This is a genomic window from Cyclobacterium salsum (assembly GCF_010119245.1).
Classification (GTDB): domain Bacteria; phylum Bacteroidota; class Bacteroidia; order Cytophagales; family Cyclobacteriaceae; genus Cyclobacterium; species Cyclobacterium salsum.
Map to the genome: position 1 here is coordinate 100,497 of NZ_WNKG01000009.1, position 23,629 is coordinate 124,125.

The 23,629-nt window shown below is 46.1% G+C and carries 18 protein-coding genes; 5 read left to right on the forward strand and 13 right to left on the reverse strand.

All coding sequences use genetic code 11. The features are described from left to right. The first annotated feature begins 3 nt into the window (after positions 1-3). Positions 4-204, forward strand: coding sequence for a CsbD family protein (locus GJS45_RS16750; protein WP_162343019.1), 201 nt, complete (start codon positions 4-6; stop codon positions 202-204). 116 nt (positions 205-320) lie between these two features. On the opposite strand, the gene GJS45_RS16755 is transcribed toward GJS45_RS16750, so the two are convergent. Continuing rightward, positions 321-1,241, reverse strand: coding sequence for a mechanosensitive ion channel family protein (locus GJS45_RS16755; protein WP_162343020.1), 921 nt, complete (start codon positions 1,239-1,241; stop codon positions 321-323). A gap of 203 nt (positions 1,242-1,444) precedes the next feature. Between GJS45_RS16755 and GJS45_RS23725 the strand changes: the two genes are divergently transcribed. Both GJS45_RS23725 and GJS45_RS16770 read left to right on the forward strand, forming a co-directional pair. Next, positions 1,445-2,344 carry a hypothetical protein gene (locus GJS45_RS23725; RefSeq protein ID WP_202928109.1) on the forward strand — a complete coding sequence of 300 codons (900 nt, stop codon included), beginning with the start codon at positions 1,445-1,447 and terminating at the stop codon, positions 2,342-2,344. Next, entirely contained in the window at positions 2,341-5,166 is a 2,826-nt protein-coding gene (locus tag GJS45_RS16770; RefSeq protein ID WP_162343022.1) for a CHAT domain-containing protein, read from the forward strand. The genes GJS45_RS23725 and GJS45_RS16770 overlap by 4 nt, the downstream gene beginning before the upstream one ends. 27 nt (positions 5,167-5,193) lie before the next feature. Here the strand turns inward: GJS45_RS16770 and GJS45_RS16775 are convergent, their stop codons facing one another. The 3 genes from GJS45_RS16775 to GJS45_RS16785 all read right to left on the reverse strand — a co-directional run bounded on the left by GJS45_RS16775 (position 5,194) and on the right by GJS45_RS16785 (position 7,482). Further along, positions 5,194-5,982 (reverse strand): hypothetical protein, encoded by a 789-nt coding sequence (locus GJS45_RS16775; protein ID WP_235954821.1) that lies wholly within the window; start codon positions 5,980-5,982, stop codon positions 5,194-5,196. A 110-nt stretch (positions 5,983-6,092) separates the two neighbouring features. Beyond that, positions 6,093-6,881: a tetratricopeptide repeat protein gene (locus GJS45_RS16780; protein ID WP_162343023.1), complete on the reverse strand. Its 789-nt coding sequence runs from the start codon at positions 6,879-6,881 to the stop codon at positions 6,093-6,095. After that, positions 6,871-7,482 (reverse strand): RNA polymerase sigma factor, encoded by a 612-nt coding sequence (locus tag GJS45_RS16785; RefSeq protein ID WP_162343024.1) that lies wholly within the window; start codon positions 7,480-7,482, stop codon positions 6,871-6,873. Before GJS45_RS16785 ends, GJS45_RS16780 begins: the two co-directional genes overlap by 11 nt. 282 nt (positions 7,483-7,764) lie before the next feature. On the opposite strand from GJS45_RS16785, the gene GJS45_RS16790 reads away from it, so the two are divergent. After that, positions 7,765-8,823 (forward strand): LacI family DNA-binding transcriptional regulator, encoded by a 1,059-nt coding sequence (locus tag GJS45_RS16790; protein ID WP_162343025.1) that lies wholly within the window; start codon positions 7,765-7,767, stop codon positions 8,821-8,823. Between the two features lies 1 nt (position 8,824). Here the strand turns inward: GJS45_RS16790 and GJS45_RS16795 are convergent, their stop codons facing one another. From GJS45_RS16795 to GJS45_RS16815, 5 genes are all read right to left on the reverse strand, one after another. Continuing rightward, on the reverse strand, positions 8,825-10,231 hold the full coding sequence (locus GJS45_RS16795) for a neutral/alkaline non-lysosomal ceramidase N-terminal domain-containing protein (protein ID WP_162343026.1): 1,407 nt from the start codon (positions 10,229-10,231) through the stop codon (positions 8,825-8,827). Positions 10,232-10,471: 240 nt separating this feature from the next. Next, positions 10,472-12,064: a neutral/alkaline non-lysosomal ceramidase N-terminal domain-containing protein gene (locus tag GJS45_RS16800; RefSeq protein ID WP_235954822.1), complete on the reverse strand. Its 1,593-nt coding sequence runs from the start codon at positions 12,062-12,064 to the stop codon at positions 10,472-10,474. Between the two features lie 249 nt (positions 12,065-12,313). Beyond that, positions 12,314-14,083 carry a RagB/SusD family nutrient uptake outer membrane protein gene (locus GJS45_RS16805; RefSeq protein WP_162343027.1) on the reverse strand — a complete coding sequence of 590 codons (1,770 nt, stop codon included), beginning with the start codon at positions 14,081-14,083 and terminating at the stop codon, positions 12,314-12,316. 13 nt (positions 14,084-14,096) lie between these two features. Next, on the reverse strand, positions 14,097-17,267 hold the full coding sequence (locus GJS45_RS16810) for a SusC/RagA family TonB-linked outer membrane protein (protein WP_162343028.1): 3,171 nt from the start codon (positions 17,265-17,267) through the stop codon (positions 14,097-14,099). 620 nt (positions 17,268-17,887) lie between these two features. Further along, positions 17,888-19,183 (reverse strand): amidohydrolase, encoded by a 1,296-nt coding sequence (locus GJS45_RS16815; protein WP_162343029.1) that lies wholly within the window; start codon positions 19,181-19,183, stop codon positions 17,888-17,890. Between the two features lie 170 nt (positions 19,184-19,353). Between GJS45_RS16815 and GJS45_RS16820 the strand changes: the two genes are divergently transcribed. After that, on the forward strand, positions 19,354-19,779 hold the full coding sequence (locus GJS45_RS16820; RefSeq protein ID WP_235954823.1) for a c-type cytochrome: 426 nt from the start codon (positions 19,354-19,356) through the stop codon (positions 19,777-19,779). Positions 19,780-19,934: 155 nt separating this feature from the next. Here GJS45_RS16820 and GJS45_RS16825 read toward each other — a convergent pair whose 3' ends face one another. From GJS45_RS16825 to GJS45_RS16840, 4 genes are all read right to left on the reverse strand, one after another. Further along, positions 19,935-20,213, reverse strand: a complete 279-nt coding sequence (locus GJS45_RS16825) for a hypothetical protein (protein WP_202928110.1) — start codon at positions 20,211-20,213, stop codon at positions 19,935-19,937. Positions 20,214-20,255: 42 nt separating this feature from the next. Then, the gene (locus GJS45_RS16830) at positions 20,256-21,077 is read right to left on the reverse strand and encodes a dipeptidase (protein WP_235954824.1); all 822 of its coding nucleotides are present in this window, start codon (positions 21,075-21,077) and stop codon (positions 20,256-20,258) included. Positions 21,078-21,170: 93 nt separating this feature from the next. Then, entirely contained in the window at positions 21,171-21,356 is a 186-nt protein-coding gene (locus GJS45_RS23840; RefSeq protein WP_235954825.1) for a hypothetical protein, read from the reverse strand. Between the two features lie 164 nt (positions 21,357-21,520). Beyond that, the gene (locus GJS45_RS16840) at positions 21,521-23,593 is read right to left on the reverse strand and encodes a CehA/McbA family metallohydrolase domain-containing protein (protein ID WP_162343030.1); all 2,073 of its coding nucleotides are present in this window, start codon (positions 23,591-23,593) and stop codon (positions 21,521-21,523) included. Positions 23,594-23,629 lie beyond the last annotated feature (36 nt).

Consider the following 23,629-nt stretch of genomic DNA (forward strand, 5'->3'; position numbering starts at 1 on the left):
ATTATGTCAACTAATCTTAAGCTTAAAGGCAACTGGAACGAATTGAAAGGGAAATTGAAGGCCAAATATGGAGAACTAACAGACGACGACCTGGCTTATTCCGAAGGGCAAGAGGATCAATTAGTTGGAAAACTCCAGCAAAAAACGGGAGCTGCTAAAGAGGAACTGAAAGAGATGCTCTTTACGGAAGAAAAAGCCAAGTAAGGCATTCTTAATAAATTGACTAAAGGGTTGACCGAGAAAATGGGCAACCCTTTTTTCTTTTAACCGCTAATTTTTTCCCTGAATAGGATCCAATCTCAAATACGGCGAATAAAAATCTACTGCTCCGGCTTTCTTCGCACCAGCAGTTCCGTTTTAGCCATTTGCTCCTGAAAGGTCTCTCCACCCTTGATCCCAAAATCCAAGGTACGTATGGGGAACGGAATGGTAATCCCATTTTCATCGAATGCTTTTTTAATATTTTTGACTGCCTGGTTTTTGGCAATGATGTAGGCTCTGTTTTCCCGGCTATATTCCAACCATATGTTGACGGAAAAATCGATGGAACTGTCTCCAAACCCTTTCCAAAAGAGGGATACATCTTCTTCTTCAATTTTTCCAGGCACGTCTTTTACCGCCTCCAAGGCTACTTTTTCTACCAGTTCTAAATCTTCCCCATAGCTGACACCACAATCAATTCGTATTCTTCTCCTGCCTTCTTCTGTGTAATTGGTAAAATTTTCCTGAAAAAGAAAGCGGTTAGGGACGTAAACCATTGGTCCATCAAAAGTTTTTACCTTGGTGACCCGTAAGTTTATGTCTACTACATTTCCCATGATTCCATCATGTGTTTCAATCACGTCTCCTATGGCATACGGTTGCTGAAAGGTAATGTAAATACCCGACATAAAATTAGCAGCCGTATCCTGAAATGCAAATCCCAAGGCCAGCCCAATGATTCCCAGTCCTGCCAGGATCGATGTCACGGTGCCCGTCAGGTTTAATATAGCCAATGTCAGCATCAACCCGGCCAGGAAAATGCCCAGAAATATGAGCCGGCTCAAAAACCCACTGATGGTCTCATCTAAATGCACCTTCACCAGTTGCTTTTTGGAAAAGCCTTCCGCAAACCGGGAAAGAAACAAAAAAAGAATAAAAACGATTAAAGCCAGGATAAGATTGGGTAAATAACCTACCAAGGCCATTAACCATTCTTCTAATTTTTCCAGCAGTGTTTGTAGAATTTTGGATGTATCCATCGAGTTAGTTGGTTTACGCTATTAATTGTCGTTTAGAACGAAAGGTACAAAAAAAGCGTAAATTTCAGTAAATTGGCCTTTTCACCTTAGGAATAATAAATCACCGTTACAATTATTTTATCATAATGACCATTTTTGGGGAAAATGTGTTACATATTCTATTATTGATGCAACTTAAAAAGAAACGATTAATCGCACATCTGATGGCATATCTTAAAAAACCTCATGTTGGTATTTTACTGTTTTCTCTAATTGTATTTTCATGCAATGTTGAAGAAAATGGAAATAATGGTCCTGACGTTACCCTAAACCAAGATTGCAGTGAATTTTCCTACACGGACACCTTGTTTTTTATAAGCGATACCACTGCTAATCTGATTGAGCCTATTGGCATTTCGGGTTCGGGTAGTTTTTCAGCCCAACCGGAGGGATTGGCGATCGATCCTGAAACCGGTGTTATAGATGTAAACGCAAGTGAAACCGGCTTAAAGTACGAAGTCAGCTTTACCCGGGGAGAAAACGAATGTCAATTTCGACTGACCATCGCCGGTATCAATTACCTGGATGGAATTTTTGTAGTCGACCAGGGAGAGGCGTTTATTCAGCCTGTTTACAATGGAAACCAATCGGCTTTACCTCCTTGCGATGAAGATGATGATGACGACGATGACGACGACGATGATCCGGATGACGATGATGATGATGAGGAATGTGAATTTGATGAGGAAGGCCCTGGCGGAGAACAGCTTGCTGACCAGGGTTTGATTGTAGAGAATGCAACCGGTACCATCGATCTGCAGCAGACATTGCAAAACAATTTCTTTGGTCCCCAGCCAGAAAATGGCGTGCAAAAAGATGTAACGCTATATTACCGGCTTAACGATGGGAGCATGCGCGCCCTAAATTCGATCGGATTGAAATTCTTTTACTATGAGACCATGGAAGACGTTCCCCAGACCCTGATTGATGAAATACAGGCAAAGCAGGACCAAATTTTATCTACCAAATCTGCCAATGACAATTTAAGGCTGAATTTTGATCGGCCGAGTACCAGAAGGCCCCGTCCGCCCTATCTGGTGGTGGTTTCCCGGTTTTCAAGATGAGCGGTATAGCTTATATCATCAGGAATAGCTTTCATCATCTTGGATTAAATGTGTTCTTTTTGCTATTTATCATGCCGGATTTGGCTATAGGACAGGACGAATCTTGGATAAAGAAGTACGAAACAGCCCTGAATTACTTTAATGCGGAAAATCCGACCGCTCACACTGACAGTAGTGCGACAGCACTACTTACGGAAATCATCGAAAGCCAACCCAATGATCTTATCCCTGACACCCTTCTCTTGGACGCATATGAAAAATTGGGGATTTTATACCTGATACAGAATCAACCGGAACAAAGCATCCAACAACTCCAACGTGGGGTTCGTTTTACACAAGAAAGGGTCTTGTCAGATACCCTGTTATTTGCCTCTTACCTGTACCTGGGAGAAAGTTTTTTTTTAAAAAATCAGATTGACAGTAGCCTTTATTTTCTGAATCAGGCAGAGAAATCCCTGTTGGATAAAAAGGACAAAGCCGATACGGGTAGGTTATATAATTCGTTGGGAGTCATTTATTACGAATCAGGGAATTTTTCCCAGGCGGTTAATTATTTTTCCAAGGCAAGGTCAATGCTGCTGCCCTCCACCGCCTCAGCACCGGTTCCCGAAAACGAATATGCCCTAATGAGCTTACTCAGCAACGAAGCCGCAGCATGGGCCAATCTGAAAAAATTTGATAAAGCTGCTACTTTGTATGCCGAGGCACTCGACTTACATATAGAAACCCGGGAAATAGAAAAAAAACTGGCCTCGCTCTACGTAAAAAAGGAAGAACCCGACACGGCACTTTTTTACCTGCAAAGGGCCTGGAATAATTCCGAAACTGATAATCTATTATATCACAACGTCCTGGCCGAAATCTATTTACTTAAAGGGAAGCCAACGCACGTCACCCGGCTTTTGGACTCCTTGCAAAACAACGAAGGGGCTGCTCCAACGCAAGCGGAACCTGCCTCCTATCATTACAGAGGAGGGAAATCCTACCAATTACTGGGCAAAGCCTGGCTCGAAAAAGGCGAATACCAAAAGGCCCTGCATGCTTTTCATAAGGGTCTTTTGTATTTTGATGAAGGCTTTACCCAGCCGGATATCTTTCAAAATCCAGCACCGGGAAGTGTAAATTGGGGGATGACCGATCTATTTGAAACCCTGTTGCTCAAAGCAAAAAGTGCCCGGTTACTGGCGGAAGAAACAAACGATGTTCGTCTTTACGATTTAACCTTCGAGACCTTTCAGGTAGCTTTTGACCTGGTTTTTTACATGAATAATTTGTACGATAATCAGGAAGCACGACTCTTTCTGGGCGAGGCGATTCGTAGTGGGTATGAATCGGCCGTATTGGCTGCCCTCGACCGATACGAGCAGACCAACCAACCAGCCCACTTGATACAGGGTTTTATCTGGGCAGAAGAAAGCAAAGCCAGCGCACTGGAACTTGCAAAAAATGAGACCAGGATAAAAGACAATGCCGGAATTCCAGAAGAACTTTTACAGGAAGAAAAGGTCTTAAAGTTTCAACTGACCCGGGCTAACCGCAGGCTGATGGATAACGTTGCTCCTGAAAAAACGGAAGCACTGGAAACAGCCGTCCGAGATAAGAAATTAGCTCTTAGCAGGCTGTATGCCTCTTATAATGGATTTGATACTTATTTTAACAAGAAATTGGCGGCAGAAAGAATCGCATTTTCCAGCCTTCAGGCTCTGGTAGATTCCGGCAACCTGGCCATCGTTAGTTATTTTATCGCTGATGAGAATGTTATTTGCTTCACGCTTAGCCCGGATGGCCTGAAATTCGCTGCCACCGAGAATAAAAATGCTGTCCGGGAGACCATTAGGGCAATACAAGCTAACTTGCTTGAATCCGGAGGAAAAAACCGGAAAACACTTGAAGAACAGGCCTCGGCAGCCTATGACCTACTAGTAGCCGATACCTATCCGCAGTTAAAACCGTATTCAAACTGGGTCATTTTACCGGATCAGTTTTTGGTACATTTGCCCTTTGAAATGTTGATAGATACAGAAGGAACGTATTTAGTAGAAAACCATGCGATTACCTATCAGTATTCCGGAAAATTGCTGCAATTGGACCCGAATCCCGTTCGGAGTACTCGTCAGGCCCTGGGATTTGCTCCGTTTACCCTGGCCCCCTTTTCGGAAGATACCATTACTTTTAATCAGCTTCCCTATTCAGAATCAGAAATGCAAACCCTGGAGGGAAGGGTCTTTACTGGTAAATCCGCTACCAAAACAGCTTTTTTGGATCATTCGGAAGACGCCTCTCTCATTCATCTGGCTACGCATGCCGTAACGGACCGGGACAGCACTACCAATGCCTATATTGTGTTTTCTCCTTCCGAGCCAGATCATTTGCTGCATGATGAGGAGTTGTACCAGTTATCATTATCCAATACTTCATTGGTTTTTTTAAGTGCTTGTGACACGCACACCGGAAGCGTGATGAGAAGTGAGGGGCTAATAAGTCTTTCCCGGGGCTTTTCCTATGCAGGATGCGCTAATGTGGTCAGTAGCATCTGGAAAGCAAATGATAAAGCCACTGCCTATATCAGTCGTGATTTCTACCACTGGCTCGCTAAGGGGTACGGCTACCCCGAGGCCTTGCATCGAGCAAAAAATAGCCTTATGAAGGATCCCGAAATGGCACAATACCGCCATCCCTATTTTTGGGCTAATTTGGTTTTTATAGGTAACCCAACAAAAAAGTCGACTCCCTTTTTCGGGTTTCCTCTATTTTGGTTTCTATTGGCTATTTTGACAAGTTTGGCCATTTGGCACTTGTGGACAAAAAAAGGGAAAGGCTGAGCTTTCCCTTTTTAAATTAAGCAACTTTCAATCAATGTCTATCTCTATTTCAGCATCCATCTCAATCCTATTACTTATCTTTTGATAAAGCGATTGATTGTTATCCTGATTAATTAACATCAACCCGTCATCATCCAGATCCGCATTTTCCAGTTCGATATCACTGATACCAGAAAACCAACGCGAAGGGACCAATTCAAATAGGATCAAGGGATTATTTACCCTGTCTACCACAAATTGGGCATCATCTGCCTCAATTTCCACTTCAAAATCAATCTCATCTCCATAATACTCGTAGCGAAATGGAACTTCCTCTCCACTATCGTTGGAGTAGGTGCCATTCAACTGTATGGAGGGTTCGTTTCCGAAGTCAATCAAGTCGATTTCCATCTCAATTTCCTCATAGGATCCTTCCGGGATCTGAATAAAGAAATCGGTGTCCGTATCGAACTGGTCAAAAGTAACTTTTTTTACTTCATCAAATTCAACTTCATATTCCCACTCGCTTCCTTCTCCGTCGCCATCATCATCGTCATCGTCGAAGCTACCGGCAGGATTCAAACCTTCCCGGTTAAAATCACCTTCCAGTTCCATTTCTAATTCCTGAATCTGAATAAACCCATCCACAAAATTCAACCCATGAGCAGAAGTTCGGGAACTGGCGGAAGACCCGGCATCGTTTTGAAGTTTGAACAACATTCCGATAGTACCCTCTCCGGTTCCTGGCACCATGTCCTCATCGGTAGTACAACTTGAAAAGCCAATACCCAACATGAGTAGGGTCGCTGCGGCAGTTAATTTTTGTCTAAGCATCATAAATAATTGTTATTTAGTTTCTCTTTTGTCGAAGTCCGGACACGAATTGTAACCAATCAGCGAAAGAAAATTAAAAATTATTTCCAGTGGGGTATCGCTTTTTTTCTTTCTTAAAGCATATTTTGTAGTCGAATAGAGTACTCCTCCGCCCAGGAAAAATTGGAATGGTATTTATGTTGCTCCTCGGACCTCATTTTTTGAACGAGACGGAGGGCTTGTTCGTATGCTCCTTGCTTTAAATATGACATGGCCATAAAAAAATCAACCTCATCCTGGTAATCATCGGTCTGATTCTCGGTATTATCCGAGTCAATTTGTTGCAAATACCAAATCGCCTCCTCCGGGTTATTTAATTCCAGCGCAGCCGTACCCAGAAGCAAAAGTTCAAAAGATTCAAATTCCTCCAGCGTCTTTTCCGCGCTTACCTGAAACATCTGTTTAAATTCTCCATTGATATACAGGGATTCCAATTGATTTTCCTGCAGGCCAGCACCTCTTTCCAGCGCAATCTCATAGGAAATAAAGTTGGATTCATATAACTGCGCTCCATCAGCCTGGAATAGCCACAGTACATAGCCCAACGTACACAGAAATAGCAATGAGGCCGCAATTTTTGTCCAAAACTGCATGGGACGCTCCTTGCCTTCCAGTTTCGGTGTAGAAACAGAAGTGAACGATTTGTTCTCAATTCGATGCTGCAAAAAATCGTGCTGAATCTCGTTTACAGATGACTTGTAACCCTTAAATTTAATAGCTCTGATCGTAAAACGCATCAGGTACAACCTCTCCCGGATCACCTGACTTTTCTCCATCTCTTGCTCCAGCAACTGCTTTTCACTGGGATCTAACATCCCGTCCAGGTAATGTAGCAGGAAGCGATCATCGTATTTATTTTCCATATCCCAATGCGTTTTTTACCAAATCCTTCAAATGTTTATTCCCTTCAATCTGGTTCATCAGTTCCTTCATACATTTTAATTTGGTATTTCGGGCGATTTGATCGTTGGTATATCCTTCCTGTGCTGCAATTTCTTTCATCGACAGGTTCTCATAATAAAATAAGTGTAATAACTGCCTGCATTTCTTTCCTAACTTCTCAAATAGACTCATCATCAATTGGTATCCTTCTACTTCTTCCAGCGTTTTACTTATGTCCGGTACTTCTCGTTCTTGCTGTGTGGAATAGAGCTGATCCCGATTCAGGGTGCTTTTTCGCTTTCTAAGCGTCGTTAACCAGATATTACGATTAATACCATACAATACCGAATTGATACTTGACTCTCCCCGAAACCGATTGGTTTCTATTAAGTTCAAAAACACCAGCATGGTTTCCTGTATGGTATCTGCAGCATCGGCTTCGTTACCACTGTTTTGTAGAATGTAATTTTCCAATACACCATAATATCCTTCGTAAAGTTGGCGTATGGCTTCGTTAATCTGATTGGAGCCGGAAATTGCTTCCAGGATTTCCTTGTCAGTCCAAACCGTACTTTTTCCCATACGTGACCATTTGTTAGTAGAACCAAAGGTAACCAATGTAACCAGATTTGAGAAAAAAAATGGGTAGGGGCCCGTTTCAGGTAGGGTGAAGAAATGGAAACCTTGAATCTTTCCACCCTTGCCTATTCAAGGCAAGCGTTATTAGTCGATACGAAGAAAAAAGAATCGATCAAATTTTCAATCTGAGGACTTTGAATTAATTTTCCTAACTTGATCCAGCGTGGTTAAATCAAACGAATTAATAGCTGCAACAGAAAATTATTTTATTGGGTTATATCTGGAATGAAGAAATATAGAAAGTTATCTGGGGTAAAAGAGATTGCCAGGTTGGCTGATGTTTCCATTGGTACTGTTGACCGTGTCATCCACAACCGGGCGGGTGTGTCAGCCAAAACCAGATCCAAAATAGAGTCGATCATCAAGCAACTCAATTACCAACCGAATATTTTAGCCAGCAGGCTGGCTTCGGGTAAAGTGTATCGGCTAGCTGTATTGATCCCCAGAGGATCAAAAAGGACCGATTTCTGGGATGCCCCCCTCAATGGAATCAAACGGGCGGAAGAAGAAATCAAGCAATACGGAATTTCGGTAGCCACTTTTTTATTTGACCTGAACGACAAAAGCACCTTTATTGCGTCCACTGAAAGAATAAAACAACAAAACCGCTTTGATGGGGTCCTGATGGCACCATCATTTGTAAAAGAATCCATCAAATTTATTCGGTATTGCCAGGAACAATTGATCCCGTTTGTCTTTATCGATAGCAATATTGAGGTAAATGGGAGTCTTTCCTACATCGGTCCTCCCCTCTTCGAAAGTGGATTTCTCGGTGCCCGTCTATGCACCTTCGGCATGAAAACCACCAAAAAGATCCTTTTTATCACCATCTCCAAGGAGAAAAACAGGTATAACTATTCCAAGATTGAAGAAGGGTTTAAAAACTATTTTTTTGAAAATGATGTAGACCACCAGCTTATCAAACTGACAATCACAGATACGGAAAAAGAATCGGTGTTTCGAAACCTCGAAAAGGCTTTTATCCAACATCCGGATATAGAAGTCATTTTTGTGACCAATTCCAGGGTTTTTTCGGTAGCGCAGTTTCTACAATCAAAAAAATACACTCAGATTCATCTCGTTGGCTACGATTTTTCGAGAGAAAACCAAAATTACCTAAAAAACGGTCTGATAGATTTTCTAATATGCCACAAGCCAGAAGAACAAGGATACAAGGGACTCATGAGTCTTTACCATCACCTTGCCCTTAATTTGCCGGTGGACGAAATGTATTTCATGCCCATCGATATTGTCACTAAGGAAAACCAGGACTTTTACCGCTGAATTAATCGGGTATCAAACTAGCTTCTAACCGGGGAACTCCCACCTGACCGGCAAGTCGAATACACTCGTGCAGGATATCAACTTCGATGTTTGAGGCCCAGGTACTGGGCAAGCCATATACCATTTGGGAAGAAGCGCCCTCATAGCCTCCTTCTCTAAGAATGGTAGCAGTGGGGATATAAGCCATCACATCATTAGAATAGCCCATAACAAATAGCTGTTGTCCGAAAATCTTTTTCAGCTCAACAGCGTATCCTACTACGGTTTCGCCTCCTAAAGTGATTATGGGCTGGTCTCCCAACTTCCAAACCTGAACAGGGAAAGGATATGTTTTTATCGTTTCCAAACCTTTGCTTCTCTCTTCCTTCATTCGGCTTGCCCATCGTTTCTGATAACCTGAAGCGGTGGAAATAAAGGTAGTAAGCGTCTCCATGCTAGGGGGAGCTGTTAACGCCAAATCAATTTCGGAATACGCTGTTTGGATACGTGGCACTAAGGCTCTCATGGCCTCACTCAACACCCGTTCTACAGCGGCAGCCAAACTTTTTCCGTATTGTTGCGCAAGAAAAACCGTTCTTCGCGGGAGGGGATTTTGGTCCGCCCCTGCGCCCTGAAAAAAGAGGGCCACTGCTCCCGGATAATTTTTCTCTAGTTCCAGCTGGGCAAACCCCGGATAATCTCCTGAAATCGCATAGTCCCCCAATACCGTGGGATGACAGGCATAGCCAAACGCAATGGCCAAAATCTCACCCGCTGCATTGGCTACCTTGATGACCGGTACGGCGTAATCGTTTGGCCCCTGCAATTCGGTTTGCCCCAGCAGGCTGTTCTCTGCATTATTTCTTCGATTTACCTGAAACCGGGTGACACCGTTTTCCACGAACAAATGGGCCGGTTGAAGCGAAGCCAGGGCTGCTGCCACCAATTGGAACATGTCAGCGACCAGGTCCTCTGAGTAGCGGCTTACCCGCTCCTTCTGTTCCGGATCCATGGGATAGATATCAGAGAGGGAATTTTCGAGTACCGGTCCGGAGTGGGTATGGGAACTATTGATGATGATCTGCGACTTTTCAAGTCCATGCCTTTCATTCAATCCGGATCGGATTTGGTCGGACAGGCCTTTAGGCATGGCCAGAAGGTCCGCCGTAATCAGAACGACTTGCTCTCCGGAAAGGTCTTCCAGGGCGAGGGCTTTGATCCAAATGGGGTGTCGCACGCGTTCGGATGGATGGTCCCTTCCGCCGTACCCGGCCAGCCATATTGGGTCTTCCGGTGTGATTTCAATCTTGGATACACCAGCTTTCCATTGCATGGAATCCTGCTGCAGGGCTACCCCGGCGTACCCGCTAGTAAAACGGAGTAGTAGCGCGATGATAATTGTGAATACACGAAGAATGGATATTTTCATAGTCTCATTTTTTAACTGTTTATTTTTTCCTTCGATCGTTACCGAAACTGGTTCGAATCGCCTTCCCTTTCTTTTTGCTTACCGGGTGAAGTCAACCAATTCTCGCCTACAGGGCAAATAGCGCATTTTATATGGAAAACAGACCGCTACGATCCTCTTACCCTAAAACCCACTTTTCACGGTGTAAAATAAACCGGAGGGGGGTCGTTCTCTACCGGGTTATGGTTCGATGAGGATGTATTACCGAGTCGGTATTCCGGCCGTTTCTGCCAATTTCAACGCCTCGGCCAATATGCGTTCTTCGATATCAGACGCCCAGGGACTCGTAAAAATGGGCGAACGGCTCCCTTCGTAACCTCCTTCCTGCAACACGGTCCTGGTAGGAATGTAGGCCATGACATCGTTGGAATACCCCATCACAAAGGTATCCGGGCCAAATAGTTGTTTCAATGCGATCGCATAGCCGATCAATAATTCCCCGCCAAAGGAGAAAATGGCCTGGTCCCCCAATCTCCAAACCTGAACGGGATAGGGATAGGAAGTGATCAGCGATTCTCCTTTGTCCAGTTTGGCGATTAACACCTTGGCGTTTTGCTTCAGGTAGTCCGGATACCCGGAGTCCTCTCCCTTAATTTCCACTAACTCCTCCCGGCTCGGCGAAGGCTTGGCAAAGTTCAGGTCAATTTCGGAATAGGCAGTGGCCAATTCACTGTCCAATGGCCTCATTTCTTCGTGAAGCACCCGTTCCACCGCAGCGGCCAATTCCTTTCCGTATTGCCGGGCCAGGGGAACCGTGCGTCGTGGCAAGGGATTCTGGTCGGCACCTGCGCCCTGAAAGAACAGCGCAGCGGTTCCAGGATAGCGCTCTTCCAATTCCAACTGAGCAAATCCTGCGTAATCGCCGGAAATGAAATAGTCAGAAAGTACCGTCGGGTGGCAGGCATAGCCAAAAACCAGGGCAATCATGTCCCCCTGCTCCGCCGTAATTTTCAGTACCGGTACGGCATAATCATTTGGGCCATTCAGCTTCTCCTGATGCACCAAACTGGCTTCTTTGTTATTTCTCCGATTTACTTGAAAACGCGTCACCCCGTTTTCAGCAAACAGCTGAACCGGTTTCAAGGATTTCATGGTACTGCCGACCAAATCGACGATTTTATCCTCCACGCTTTCCGCATACCTTTTGATTTTATCCAATTGTACCTGGTCGAGTTGGAATTGGTACCTTGCGTAATCGGTTTCAGGTCCGGTATGGGTATGGGAGCTATTCAAAATCACCTGATCCCTGGATAGCCCATATTGATCCATCAGCCGATCGCGTATCCGTTGGGACAGTTCCTGTCGAATACCCACCAGATCAGTGGTGACCAGTACGGCCAGATTTCCGGAGCGATCTTCCAATACCAGGGCCTTGGCCCAAATCGCATGCCGTACTCCTTCCGAGGGGTGGTCCCGCGCAGCATAACCCGCCATCCACATGGATTCCTGCGGAGTAATGGCTACAGTCGACACGGCTGCTTTCCAGCCGGAAGAAGGCTGTTGAGAAAAGGAAGCCTGGTTGATTCCCAAAAAAGGGAGGGTCCAGATAAGGCAGCGGGATAATAGCTGAGTAATTGTTTTCATCATGTTGTAGTATTCGTTTGTCATTGGGTTTATTGACCGAAAAGGCTCTATGGTTTCTGGTATCGTTTGTTTGTCTGACAAATTGCCGCTTAAACCGAAGGGAATAATCTGCCCTCCGCCTCTTCTCCGGTTCCGATGGATAGCAGCTCGTTTCATTTCTACCAGGCTGGAATCCGGGAGTGATACCGATCGGAAAATGGCTCCCCGCATCAATTTTTTGAACCATATGTGTATCCCACCGTGCCTGCGAGGGGCTATTGCCTTCACCCAGCGGTAGGGACTCTTTCCATAGGCCAGCCTTTTTTTACCTTTGCAATCGCTGGAATGGTCTTGGATGACACCCGGTAGTAACCGGGCTTGGAATTCAGCGAGTCAAGACCCAATAAATCCCCCACTGCCTGTCCTATCAAACGGACAGGATACAGCGGGGGGGGGTATTCTTTTGGATGCCTCGTTTTTTTATTCGATCACATCCAGCGGAGGGACATTGTTGGCAGACCCGGTATATCCCAGGTTCTGATTGATCCTTCCCAAGGTATTGGAATTGACCATGTCGTCATCTATGGGCCACTGAAAATGGTACGGCATGATTCTGGGCCGCTGACCCAAAAGGATGATTTCATCTGTCCGGTCGTAGAAGTTATTCAGATTCCTCACGCGATCGTAATACCAATTGTTCTCATGAAGGGTTTCCAGGCTGTATCCCCCTTCGTTCCTTGCAGCCATAATGTAAGACACGCGGTTCAATTCATTTTGCCGGGGTTCTTCGGCAAACAACTCCCTGGCCCTTTCGTCAAAAATGAAATCGATGGTAACGTCGTTTGGCCCTATTGCGGGAGCGTTGGCTCGCTGCCGAACGATATTGATGTCTGCTGCAGCACTTGCAAGATCTCCCTTCCAATAATAGGCTTCGGCTCTAATAAGGTAGGTTTCTGCCAATCGATAGATGTACCAATCTCCATTACTTCCCATGGGAACACTGGTTTGATCCGGCGCATTTGGCGAATAGGTTTTGTAAAAAGGAGACGGATACACCCTGGCCCAATATTCGGAGGGAATATCCATATTTTCAGGGTCGAAAGGTTCCATGTATTGGGAGGAAGCGGGATTGTTGTAATACAGTTCCTCTCGGTCAAACCAATTGATATCGGCCCTTCGCAAATCGGGGGTAGTGGTATAGTCGAAACCGGCCTCTTCCCAAATCTCGTAACTGTGCCAATCGCTTAAGGCCACATCCGGGTTGCCCCTTCCCAGCGAATCGTAGAGAGGCCCCCTGTCGATGGTTCCCCGGTTGCCGTCTTTGTCTTTACCGATCGAGGAGTGCCACCAGGAACAGTTGTACACCCGCATGGTAAACAAGCCGGGCGTTCTGGCGGTCGGAGGTGCTTCCCATCTATCCACAAAAGCCAATATGGTTTCCGTGTTCTGTCCACTATTTTTGTTGGCATGCCGATGAAGGTCCCATATCACGTTTTTGGCAGGATCATCCGCTTCCACCCCGAAACGTTCGGTCATCAGGGCATAGGGTCCGTCGATCACTCTGCTGGCTGCGGCAATGGCCTGATCAAATTCCATATTGGCCAGGTAGATCTTAGACAGTAAGTGATCCCCGGCACCTTTTGTCGGAATACCGGGTGCAGCGGAAACAGGCAGGTGCTGTACAGCAAATTCCATATCCGATTGGATCTGATCCAGGATGGCCCATCTGCTGTGGCTCTGAAAATCCAATCGCACTCCCCTTACTTCTTCCTTTAAAAAGGGCAAATCGCCATAATTGCCAATTAGCCTGTAATACCAATAAGACCGGTGCCATAAGGCTTCCGCCAGCACTTCGTTTCGATCCTCCTGGTCTGTCCATTCCAGGTCATCAATTCTCGTAATGGCCACATTGGCATTCTTCACCATTTCAAAAATATCATTGATCTGAGTGACAAATTGTTGGTACCTGTCCGAATTCGGGGTCAGGGCAGTATAATCCATTTGGAGCCAGGGCACTCCGGCTTCAGAGGCTGCCCATTGGTGGGCCATGAAGTTTTTTTGTGCCGTTTGTTCCCTCGTAAGATCCTTTCGCATGGTCACCAAAAGTGCTTCAAAACCTGCGCGGTCTACGAATACGTTCTCCGTGGTAAAGAACGACAAGGGCTGCGGCTCAAGAAAATCTTCATTACAGGCTGCCGTTACAAAAAACAGCAGCGAAAACAAAAGCAATCCATTTATATATCGTTTCATCTTTTTGGCAATTTTAAAGTGTTAAATTGAAACCAACAGTAACAATTCTAGGCATTGGCGTGAGTCCTGATTCGGGGTCCCAACCGGGCCAACTGGAAAAAGTGTATAGGTTTCTGACGGACCCAAAGATCCTAAAATTCTGCATTTTATACCTTTGAGACATGGCAGTGGGCAAATTATAAGAAAGCGAAAGGTCCTGAATTCTTACAAAAGAGGAAGATTTATAAGGCATCACCCCGCCACCAAATGGAGAATCGTTCACACTTAACCGTGGATAATCGTTGGTTCGGTTATCCGGTGTCCAGTAGGGGTAGTTGGCGGTACTTCTCCGGTCAAAGGTTGACCACCCGGCTACCGAAGGAGTAAAAGCCCTCATGTGGCCCAGGTCAGCCCGGATAAAGATAGAAGCCGTAAAGTCCCTTAAAAAAGTAATATCATTTCGGAATCCAATCCTGTGACGGGGCTGGCTGAACCCAATGAATTTTTTGTCCTGTAAGGCTTCATAAACTCCGTTATCATCCAAATCGTCCGCTTTAATGTCACCAGGGTCAAGATTATATTCAGCCGCTTCCTGAGCCTCTTCCACCTGCCAGGTACCCAGAATATCATAATCCCACACCACATCTATGGGCTGACCGATAAACCATTCATTTTCGAAATCGGGTATTTCTCCGGTGATGGTTTGCCCCTGTAACGTATATTCACCGGTATCCCCAAACAGGGAAATGATTTCATTCCGGTTCATGGAATAATTGATATTGGTCCTCCAGTTAAAGTTGGGACGGTTGACGGCTACCGCTCCCACCGTGGCTTCAAAGCCCCTATTGGCCAGCTCGCCGATATTGGTAGTCACGTTTTCAAAACCAGTAACCCGGGGTAGCGAGCGGTCCACCAATAGGTTTTCCGTACTCATGTCGTAGTAATCCAACGTCAGATTAATACGGTTCGCCAAGATGCCGATGTCAAAGCCCAGGTTATAGGATTCTGTTTCTTCCCATGAAAGGCCTGGATTAGAGAGTGTGGAGGTGAAAATCCCCATCTGTACCTGAGATCCATTGTAGTATTGGTTGCTTCCCATTTGGGCAAATGAAGAATAGGGACCTATATCCCTGTTTCCATTTACTCCCCATGACAACCTCATTTTAAGTTGATCGATCAGACTTGAGTTGTAAAACGTTTCATCTGAAATCTGCCATGCAAACGCCAATGCCGGGAATATGGCGCGAGGATTTTCCCGGCCAAAAGCACTAAAACCATCCCTGCGAATGGAACCTGTAAACAAGTATTTCTCCATCAAGGTGTAATTTACTCTTCCCATTAAACCTTCCCCCGTATAGGTAATGTCATCCGTTTCAATCGTCGGATCCCCACCAAACTGCATCCCGTGATAACCCAAAATCGCACTTGGAAGAAAGGTCTGGTTGGCCATGCTGGAACTGTATATCCTGTTTTTTTCCAGGTTGTACAAAATAGTGACATCAAAATTGTGGATTCCGAATTCTCTGTTCCATTTTAACAGGTTGTCCACCATCCACTCATAGGTATTGGATTCAAACCGGGTTGCCCTGCCCCCAGCATACGTCTGTCCACCGGTAATGGTCTCCGGCGACCAATAATTATAATCCCTAACGCTTTCAATCCTGGGCTGGTAGGAAGATCTGAAGGTAATCCCAAATGGAAGTTTGAACTCGGTAAATAAGGTGTTGAAAAAATTATTGCGTTTGTGAAACCGGTCCTGTCCCAGGTAATTGATCAGCGGGTTTTGCCCTCCTATATACCCATGGGGAAACCATTTTATAGAGCCGTCTTCCTCATACATTTGGGCATAAGGGCCGGTTTGGTACATCCCTGTCAGATTGGCCTGTACCACGCTTTCATCCCGGGAAGAAAACTGGGAATTCAACCCTACTTTCATCCAATCGGTTACCTGGAAATCAAAGTTGATTCTGGAACGGATCGTGGAAAATTTATCTCCTACAATAATCCCTTCATTGTCCAGGTATCCCAGCGACCAATAGTACTTGATTTTTTCCGTGCCGCCACCTACGCTTAGGTCATATTCCTGCCGCATGCCGGGCTTCATTACTTTATCCCTCCAATCGATGGTTTCTCCAGCCAGATAGGCCTCCACTTCATCCGGAAAAAAATTCAACCGGGACAGCCATTCTCGGGTATTATCCGGATTGGGATTGTTATTAGAGGCTCTCCACTGCTCCAGGGTAACTCCCTCCGGCAATTCTTCGGGATTGAACCAATGGTAATCCGGCTGCGCCTGCCCCAGGGTCCGGAAATAATCTCTTCGGAAATCAAGGTAGCCTTGCGGACCGCGCACTGCAAAATCATCATTGGTCGGTCCGGCCACCCCCAACTTGGTGGTGAAATTAATGGTTGGTGCCCCGGTTTTGCCTCTGGTGGTCGTCACCAGAATGACTCCCGAAGCAGCCCTTGCACCAAAAACCGCTGCCGAACTGGCATCTTTAAGGATATCCACCGATTCAATATCGTTTGGATTGATGTCCCGAAGGCTTCCATTGAAAATCACCCCATCCAGGACGACCAGCGGTTCGGTGCCCGCACTTAGCGAGGTGGGCCCCCTTACTTCTAGCGAACTGCCACCTGCGGCGGAGGTCCCCTGGTTGGCATTAAACCCCGCAACGGTTCCTGCCAGCATGTCCGTAAGCTGAACGTTACTTTGATTTTTAAAGCTCTCAGGATCTACCCGGACCACTGATCCGGTAAGGTCGCTTTTCTTGACCGTTCCATATCCTACTACCACCACTTCCTCCAACTGCGCCTGGTCCGCAACCAGGTCCACATTAATAGTCGTTCGGTTGCCTACCCTTATTTCCTGGGTTAAATATCCCACAAAGGAATAGACCAATTCGACATCTTCATTTGGAACCCGGATGGAGTAGGAACCATCGATATCGGTGACTGTCCCCGTAGAAGTCCCTTTGATCAGAATGTTGACCCCCGGCAAGCTTTCTTTGGAAGAATTATCAAAAACCTGCCCGGTGATCTGCGTCCCCTGTTGGGCATTGGCAAAATTGCCCGGAAACCAACAAAAAATCGTTGTAATCAGGGAAAATACCAGGATTTTTAAAGGTATGGAGGGTTTCCTCCATTTACAGGAGTCTGACAACCGTTTCCCCCGATTGCTCAGCAATGCGTAATGTTGTTTCATAATGTAGCGTGTTAAAGGATGAACAAAAAGTTAAATTAGGTTTAAGGCTATTCGTTACGTGTACGTTACCTTAAAAATAAAATTTTATTAAAGAAGATCAAAATGTTTTACATCTATTATTTGGCGAAAAATAGCAATAGTAAGTTTCAAAGAAGGCTTCATGGTAAAATTTTCGCCGCTTAGGGAATAATGGGCTATAATCAGAACCCGAAAAGAAACATCGCCCGGAAAACATCACAATGAATCGTAGGTAAATAGTAACTACTCTCACCCCTCTCGGCCCTTAATTTGCTAACCTATGCCTGAATAGAGCCTGACCCCACCAAGTTAGATGAAGGTCTGTTCGCCCATCGGGAATTTTTTGATAACCTCAGGAATCGTTCGGGTGAAAGCCAACCCGCCCTCGTTCGAGGAAATATGAATGTAAATGCCAGGGACCGACGGGAAAAATATTTCCAAAGCGGAATTTCCATGCAAAAAAGCACGATTGGAGGTTCCATCAGATCCTCCCTCTTTGGGAACCTGAGACTTCTCCCTGTCTAGTTGGGTAAATCCAAACCAGGCTGCGGATGGGAAGGACCGGCTCGAATAAATCCGCTAGCACCTTTGAAAATAGAAGGTTAGTCCATTTCCATGTAATCCACCGCCAATTGGCTTAACACTTTGACTCCCAAGACAAACCCACTTTCGTCCAGGTAAAAATCAGGCGTATGATGCGAAGGAGCCGTTTCCGGATCTCCCTCAGGGGGCATGCCGCCCAGAAAAATAAACATCCCAGGCTTTTCCTTTTGGAAAAAACTAAAATCCTCGGCACCCGTGACCGGGTCATGAACCCATACATTTTCACTACCGGCAACCTTTTCCAGGGTCGGTCTCATTTGTTCGGTAAGCGCCGGATCATTGTGTGTCACCGGATACATTTTTTTAATACTGATTTCAGCTTCAGCACCTGCACTAACTGCAATATTGGCCGCGATCTCCCGAATCCGTCTATGGATAAGCGTCTGTTGGGGTTCGCTGTAGGTCCGGATCGTCCCAATCATTTCTACTTCCTCCGGAATAATATTATGCCGGACACCACCGTGAATCGCTCCTATAGTCACAATCGCAGGAATTTCGATGATTTTTACATTTCGGCTTACAATGGTCTGCAACCCCATTACAATTTGGGAAGACGTGACTATCGGGTCAACGGAGGACCAGGGATAGGCTCCGTGCGCTTGTCTTCCCTTGACCAGAATTTCCAGATTATCCACAGCAGCCATGGCAGGGCCGGGTTTGTATTTGATGACACCTGCCGGGGTTTGAGAATTGATATGTAATCCAAAAACGGCATCCACATCTTCCATTACTCCTTCTTCTACCATCTGCTTGGCTCCCCAGCTGTCCACCGATTTGTCTTCCAATCCTTCCTCTGCCGGCTGAAATATAAATTTGATACTTCCCTTCAATTCCTCTTGCATTCCTGCCAAAACTTCGGCCACTCCCATCAGTATGGCTACATGGGAGTCGTGGCCGCAGGCATGCATCACCCCTGTTTCCTGACCATTGTAAGTGGTCCTCACCATGGATTTAAAGGGAAGGTCGTTTCTTTCCGTCACCGGCAATGCATCCATATCCGCCCTGATGGCTACGGTTGGGCCAGGCTTGCCACCTTTTAACACCCCAATAACGCCCGTTACCGCCACTCCTTCGGTAACGTCCATGCCCAAATCACGGAGGTGCGCAGCAACAATACCTGCCGTCCGGGTTTCTTCATTGCCCAACTCCGGGTGCTCATGAAAATCCCGTCTCCATTCTATCACTTGTTGTTCCAGGGCAAGTGCCGTTTGGTTGATCTGATCTTGCATCCCGGATTGCCCCTTGGTAAAGGTGATCACAAAAAGGAGTGAAAGGGTTATTATTGCTTTTTCCATGGATATTGGTTTTCGGTAGAACCAAATTTAATAAGTTTCACCATTCCATGTTCAATATCTATTGATTTATTCCAGTATTCCAGCCAATACTTTACTGAAAAAAATAACGGTTAGTTCAGATTTAAGGAAATTAAATTAAGACTGTTTTATCTTTTTTAATACATTTGTGTATGGTTACCAGGATTCGTACAGGCACTTATCAAATCATGTTGTTGGGTTTGGTCCTATTGGCAGGCTGTCAGAAGGATCTTCCTGCCGAAAAAGAAACCGATTCCCCAAAAAAAGACTATATCCGAAAAATCGAAGGAAAAAGTGAAACCATACCGGATGAGCTGGTAGCAAAAGGAGAAGTATTGATAGCCTATTCGGGATGCGCAGACTGCCACCGGATCGATACCAAAGCCAAGGGACCTGCTTTTAAGGATATCGCTCAGAGGTATCCTGTCCAGCCTGCCTATGTGGACCTGCTCGCCCGGAAAATCATTTCCGGAGGCTTCGGATCCTGGGGGAATCCGGTTATGAGCCCTCACCCAAAGCTAAAAATAGAAGACGCCCAAACCATGGTCTACTATATCCTGTCTCTGGATCAGCTTTAGATTCATTTCAGCCAGGATGCCTGTTTTCCAGGCTGGAGTGCTAAGGGTTACTTGCCCGAGTTAATTCCAACACTTTTTCACGCATGATCTTTTCCGCCTGCCCATTCAGGTTACTGATCCGACACCGCCAGGTCTCATAGCCTCCCCTTTCCAGCTCATGCACGGGAGGCACATACCCCAGGTTTCCATTGGCCAGGCAGACGGTGAAATAGGGTTTTCCCTTCATCAATCAATTCCTGGCCCATGACGCAGATATCTACCACTACAAAAACCAAGGTCCCACTCCCATTCTCCAACCATAGCGCTTTGGCAAATAGGGGGTCATGAATGGTTTGGGCATAATGGGTGACAAAATCTCCATTGATGATGCTGCCCAGAGGGGGCGTGGTATCCACCTTTGCTGCTCCGGCCATCAGTGTTAAGTCTGCTTTCATAATTTACCAGTAGTTAGTTCAAAAATTTGCCTGGTTCAGCATTCATACGGGCAAAGAATTGCTCAAAAACGGCAGCCAGTTGCCGTGAAATATGTTGTCAATATCCTGACTGGTATAGCCCCTCCTATCCAGAATTTCCTCGTATTTCTGAAGGTCTGCTATGGAGTTCATGTCCCAGGGGGACTGTTCAGTGCCGAATATGCCATCCAGGTCACTGCCAATTCCGATGTGCAGGCTGTCCCCAGCCAACTGGCATATATGATCCCAATGGTCGACCAGCTGCTCGAGCAGGATGTCGAGTTGCCAGGGATCGGAAATGGTATCTATAAAGCGGATGTCCATGGCCCAGCAATCCAGCATACCTCCGATGACAGCTCCCCTTTCCAGCAAGCGTTTAATCTGGTCATCGGTCAGTTGCCGTTGATTGGGTACAATTTTCCGCACATTATGGTGACTTGCCCAAACCGGACCACCATAGCTTTCCAGGGCCTGCTCAAAGCCCTGGTCGGTCAGGTGGGTCAGGTCGAGAATCATTTGGTATTGTTCCATGACCTTCAGCAGGTCCATTCCCAGGGGGCTGATGGGGCCTTCGGTTTTGGTCCCGGGAGCATACCTTCCAGGCCCGAAATGAGAAAGGCCCAGGGCCCTCAGGCCATAGGCATGCGCTTTTTCCAGGTAAGAGACATCCACCAGAGAATCCGCTCCTTCGAGACTTAGCAGGTAACCAATAGGTTTGCCGGCATCCGCTTGGGTATCGTCATTCCACAGGTCCACCAGTTGGTCGAGTTCTGTCCGGTTGGTGATTTGTTTCATTTCTCCCAGGACTTCCATTTCCCGGTACCAGGCCAATTGTGCCTGCGTCATTGGCCCAGGCCTGCTGGGGTGAATTCCGGATTTTTCTTCCTTACCTCCAAATTAGGGAAAGGCCCCGGGGAAATACAGTTGAAGCGAGTGTTTTTACCGGCATGCATTTTGGCCAGGTAGCGGCTGAGATTGATCAGACCGGCATTGTGGAAGAAATAATCCGGAAAGAGCCGCCAGTTCCACCACCCAGGCATCTGCCAGGTTTACTTTAAAACAGGACACCTTTTCGCCGGAGCGTAATTTTTGCAGCACCAGGCTGGGTTTCATGGCAGCAGTCATATCAGTTTTTGCTTGATCAAATGTAAGCTTGTTGCCAGGCAGGAACTATTACTTTTATTTGGAAAGATGGTACTATTTTTCATGGCCTACATTGGCAAGTGAAACGCCTGAACTCCAAATTAAGGGTTTAAGAAGAATAAATAAAATCAGGATGGCCATCCTGGCTATTCAAGCCATAGAAATTGGGTAAAAGCACCATTGGCTGCCACGTCCCAGGCTTCCACCCTTACCCAAGTTCTTCCGTTGAGGTCTACTGGGAAGATAAAGTTTTCTTTCCCAAAAGCCCGGGTATCCTTCATACTGACCCTCTCCCGGAATACCTTATCCCCATCTCCTGAAATGATTTCAACAAAATTCAGGGGGAAAGTCCATTCCAGGTCCATGGTCACTTTGGCCGGATTGCTATCCAGCTTGAGCACTTCACCTGAACTTTTACCATTGACAGAAAATGCTGGAATGAGTACTTCACCGGTGGTTACAAAAAACCGGCCTTCCTCCATGGCATCCAACACTGGCTGCCAACCATCTTCAAATTTTGGTAGCTTCTCCATTTGCAGATAGTTGATATTCATGTGGCCATAAATTTCATAATCAGGTTCCAGTTTAAACAGGTCAGCCTCCCCTATCACGTATTTTTTATGACCCCAATTGGCCATATCATCCATCAGATCCAAAACCCTTTTTCCTAATCTGGGTTGAGACAGGTCCGCCGGAATGGCTTTCCAGGCTGCCCCTAAAAAACGATCGGATTGAAAAAATGACTCCTCCCTGTATTGATCCGGAAAACCGGTAGAACCCTTTGTCCTGGCATGGGCTGTCCATGCCAGGCCGTTTTCCACTTCCAGTAATTCCAACATCTCCTCCTTGTTGCCCACGCGATAAACTTTTCCATATGCTGGATCTTCCTCTACAAAAGGCTGACCTGTCTCTCTTGACATGATCCAATATACAGGCTTGGGGAAAATGTTCATCCAATGCCCTCCAAAATGGCTGTTGGGCTCTTCGCCAGGCAGCATTAGAAAATCTCCAGTGGATAGGCGGGCACATTCTTCAAACATTAACCGGAATTCAGGCAGCCTTCTGGGACCATGATCTCGGGGATTTCCCGCCAGGTGAAATTCTCCCAGGTGCATGATGTTAACCCCAAGATTCCTCAGCGCCCTGACGTGACCGGGAATTTCCGGGAGGGGCTTGTGGGTAAGAACATCGTCGATGTGTTCGGTATGGAAGTGGCTAGCCATGGTCCGGTATCCCGGAAGGGGACGGTACCGGTCAGCATGGGTAAATTTCTTGACCATTTCCAGTACCTGCCCGTCTTTTTCGGTGCTTACTACGACGAAAAAATTAAGCCGTTGTTCGGTCCCCGGTGGGGCATTAAACCAAGGAACATGGCGTCTGTCTCCCAGCAAATCATGTCTTATTCCGATGCCAAAGCCTGGGATCAGGTCCCGGTAGCCAGTACCGAACCAGGTATGCTTTAAATTGTAAGCATTGTCCAGGGGATAAAAGTATTGGTGCGGTGGAGGGAATACGGCCAGACTACCACCTATGCTTTCGCCAATTACAGTCCTGTACTTTACAGGTAAGGCTTTTGCAGGTGTATTTTCATCCACCTTTTCAGCTTGTAAATAGTCTTTGGTGTCTGACCAAAAAACCTCTTCCCAATTTCCATCCCGGCTTACCAGCCCCGCATCGTAAATGATGGCTACCGAATCCTTTTTCGTTTCCATAACCGCAGCCAGGTTGAGCAAGGGACTTCCGGCATACAAAGTCAGCTCCAAGGTTCCTGAAAAATGGGCTGCCTGCGCTTCGGTGATGCTAATTTTTGTCCTGCTGCCCTCTGTGGTTACTTTTGCATCTTTCCTTTGAATATTCACAACATGCGGGGTATGGGGGAGGTAGGCGGTTTTGTCAAAAAAGATGTTCCATCCACTGCCTTTAGTCAGGTCCCTTTTTCCTTCCGTTAGGATAAAAACAGGATCCAGGCTCCTCGCTATTTCCGTAAATTCTCCTTCTTTTCCAACCTGAATGCTTTCCAGCAAGGCGTTTTCATTTTCCAATGCGATCAATAATTTTCCGGTTTCCACCTCACTGATCGGCCAGGTCACTTCCAGAACGTTATTGGCTACGGTGGCTGTTGCAGTGCCGTTTTTATCAAAATCGGTAAAGTCTACCGGTGTCTGGGCTTCTGCGGTTAGACTAAAAATCAACAAGCAGCATAGAATCAGTGGTCTCATCTGTATCTTATTTAAACAAAATGTAAAAGGTAATGT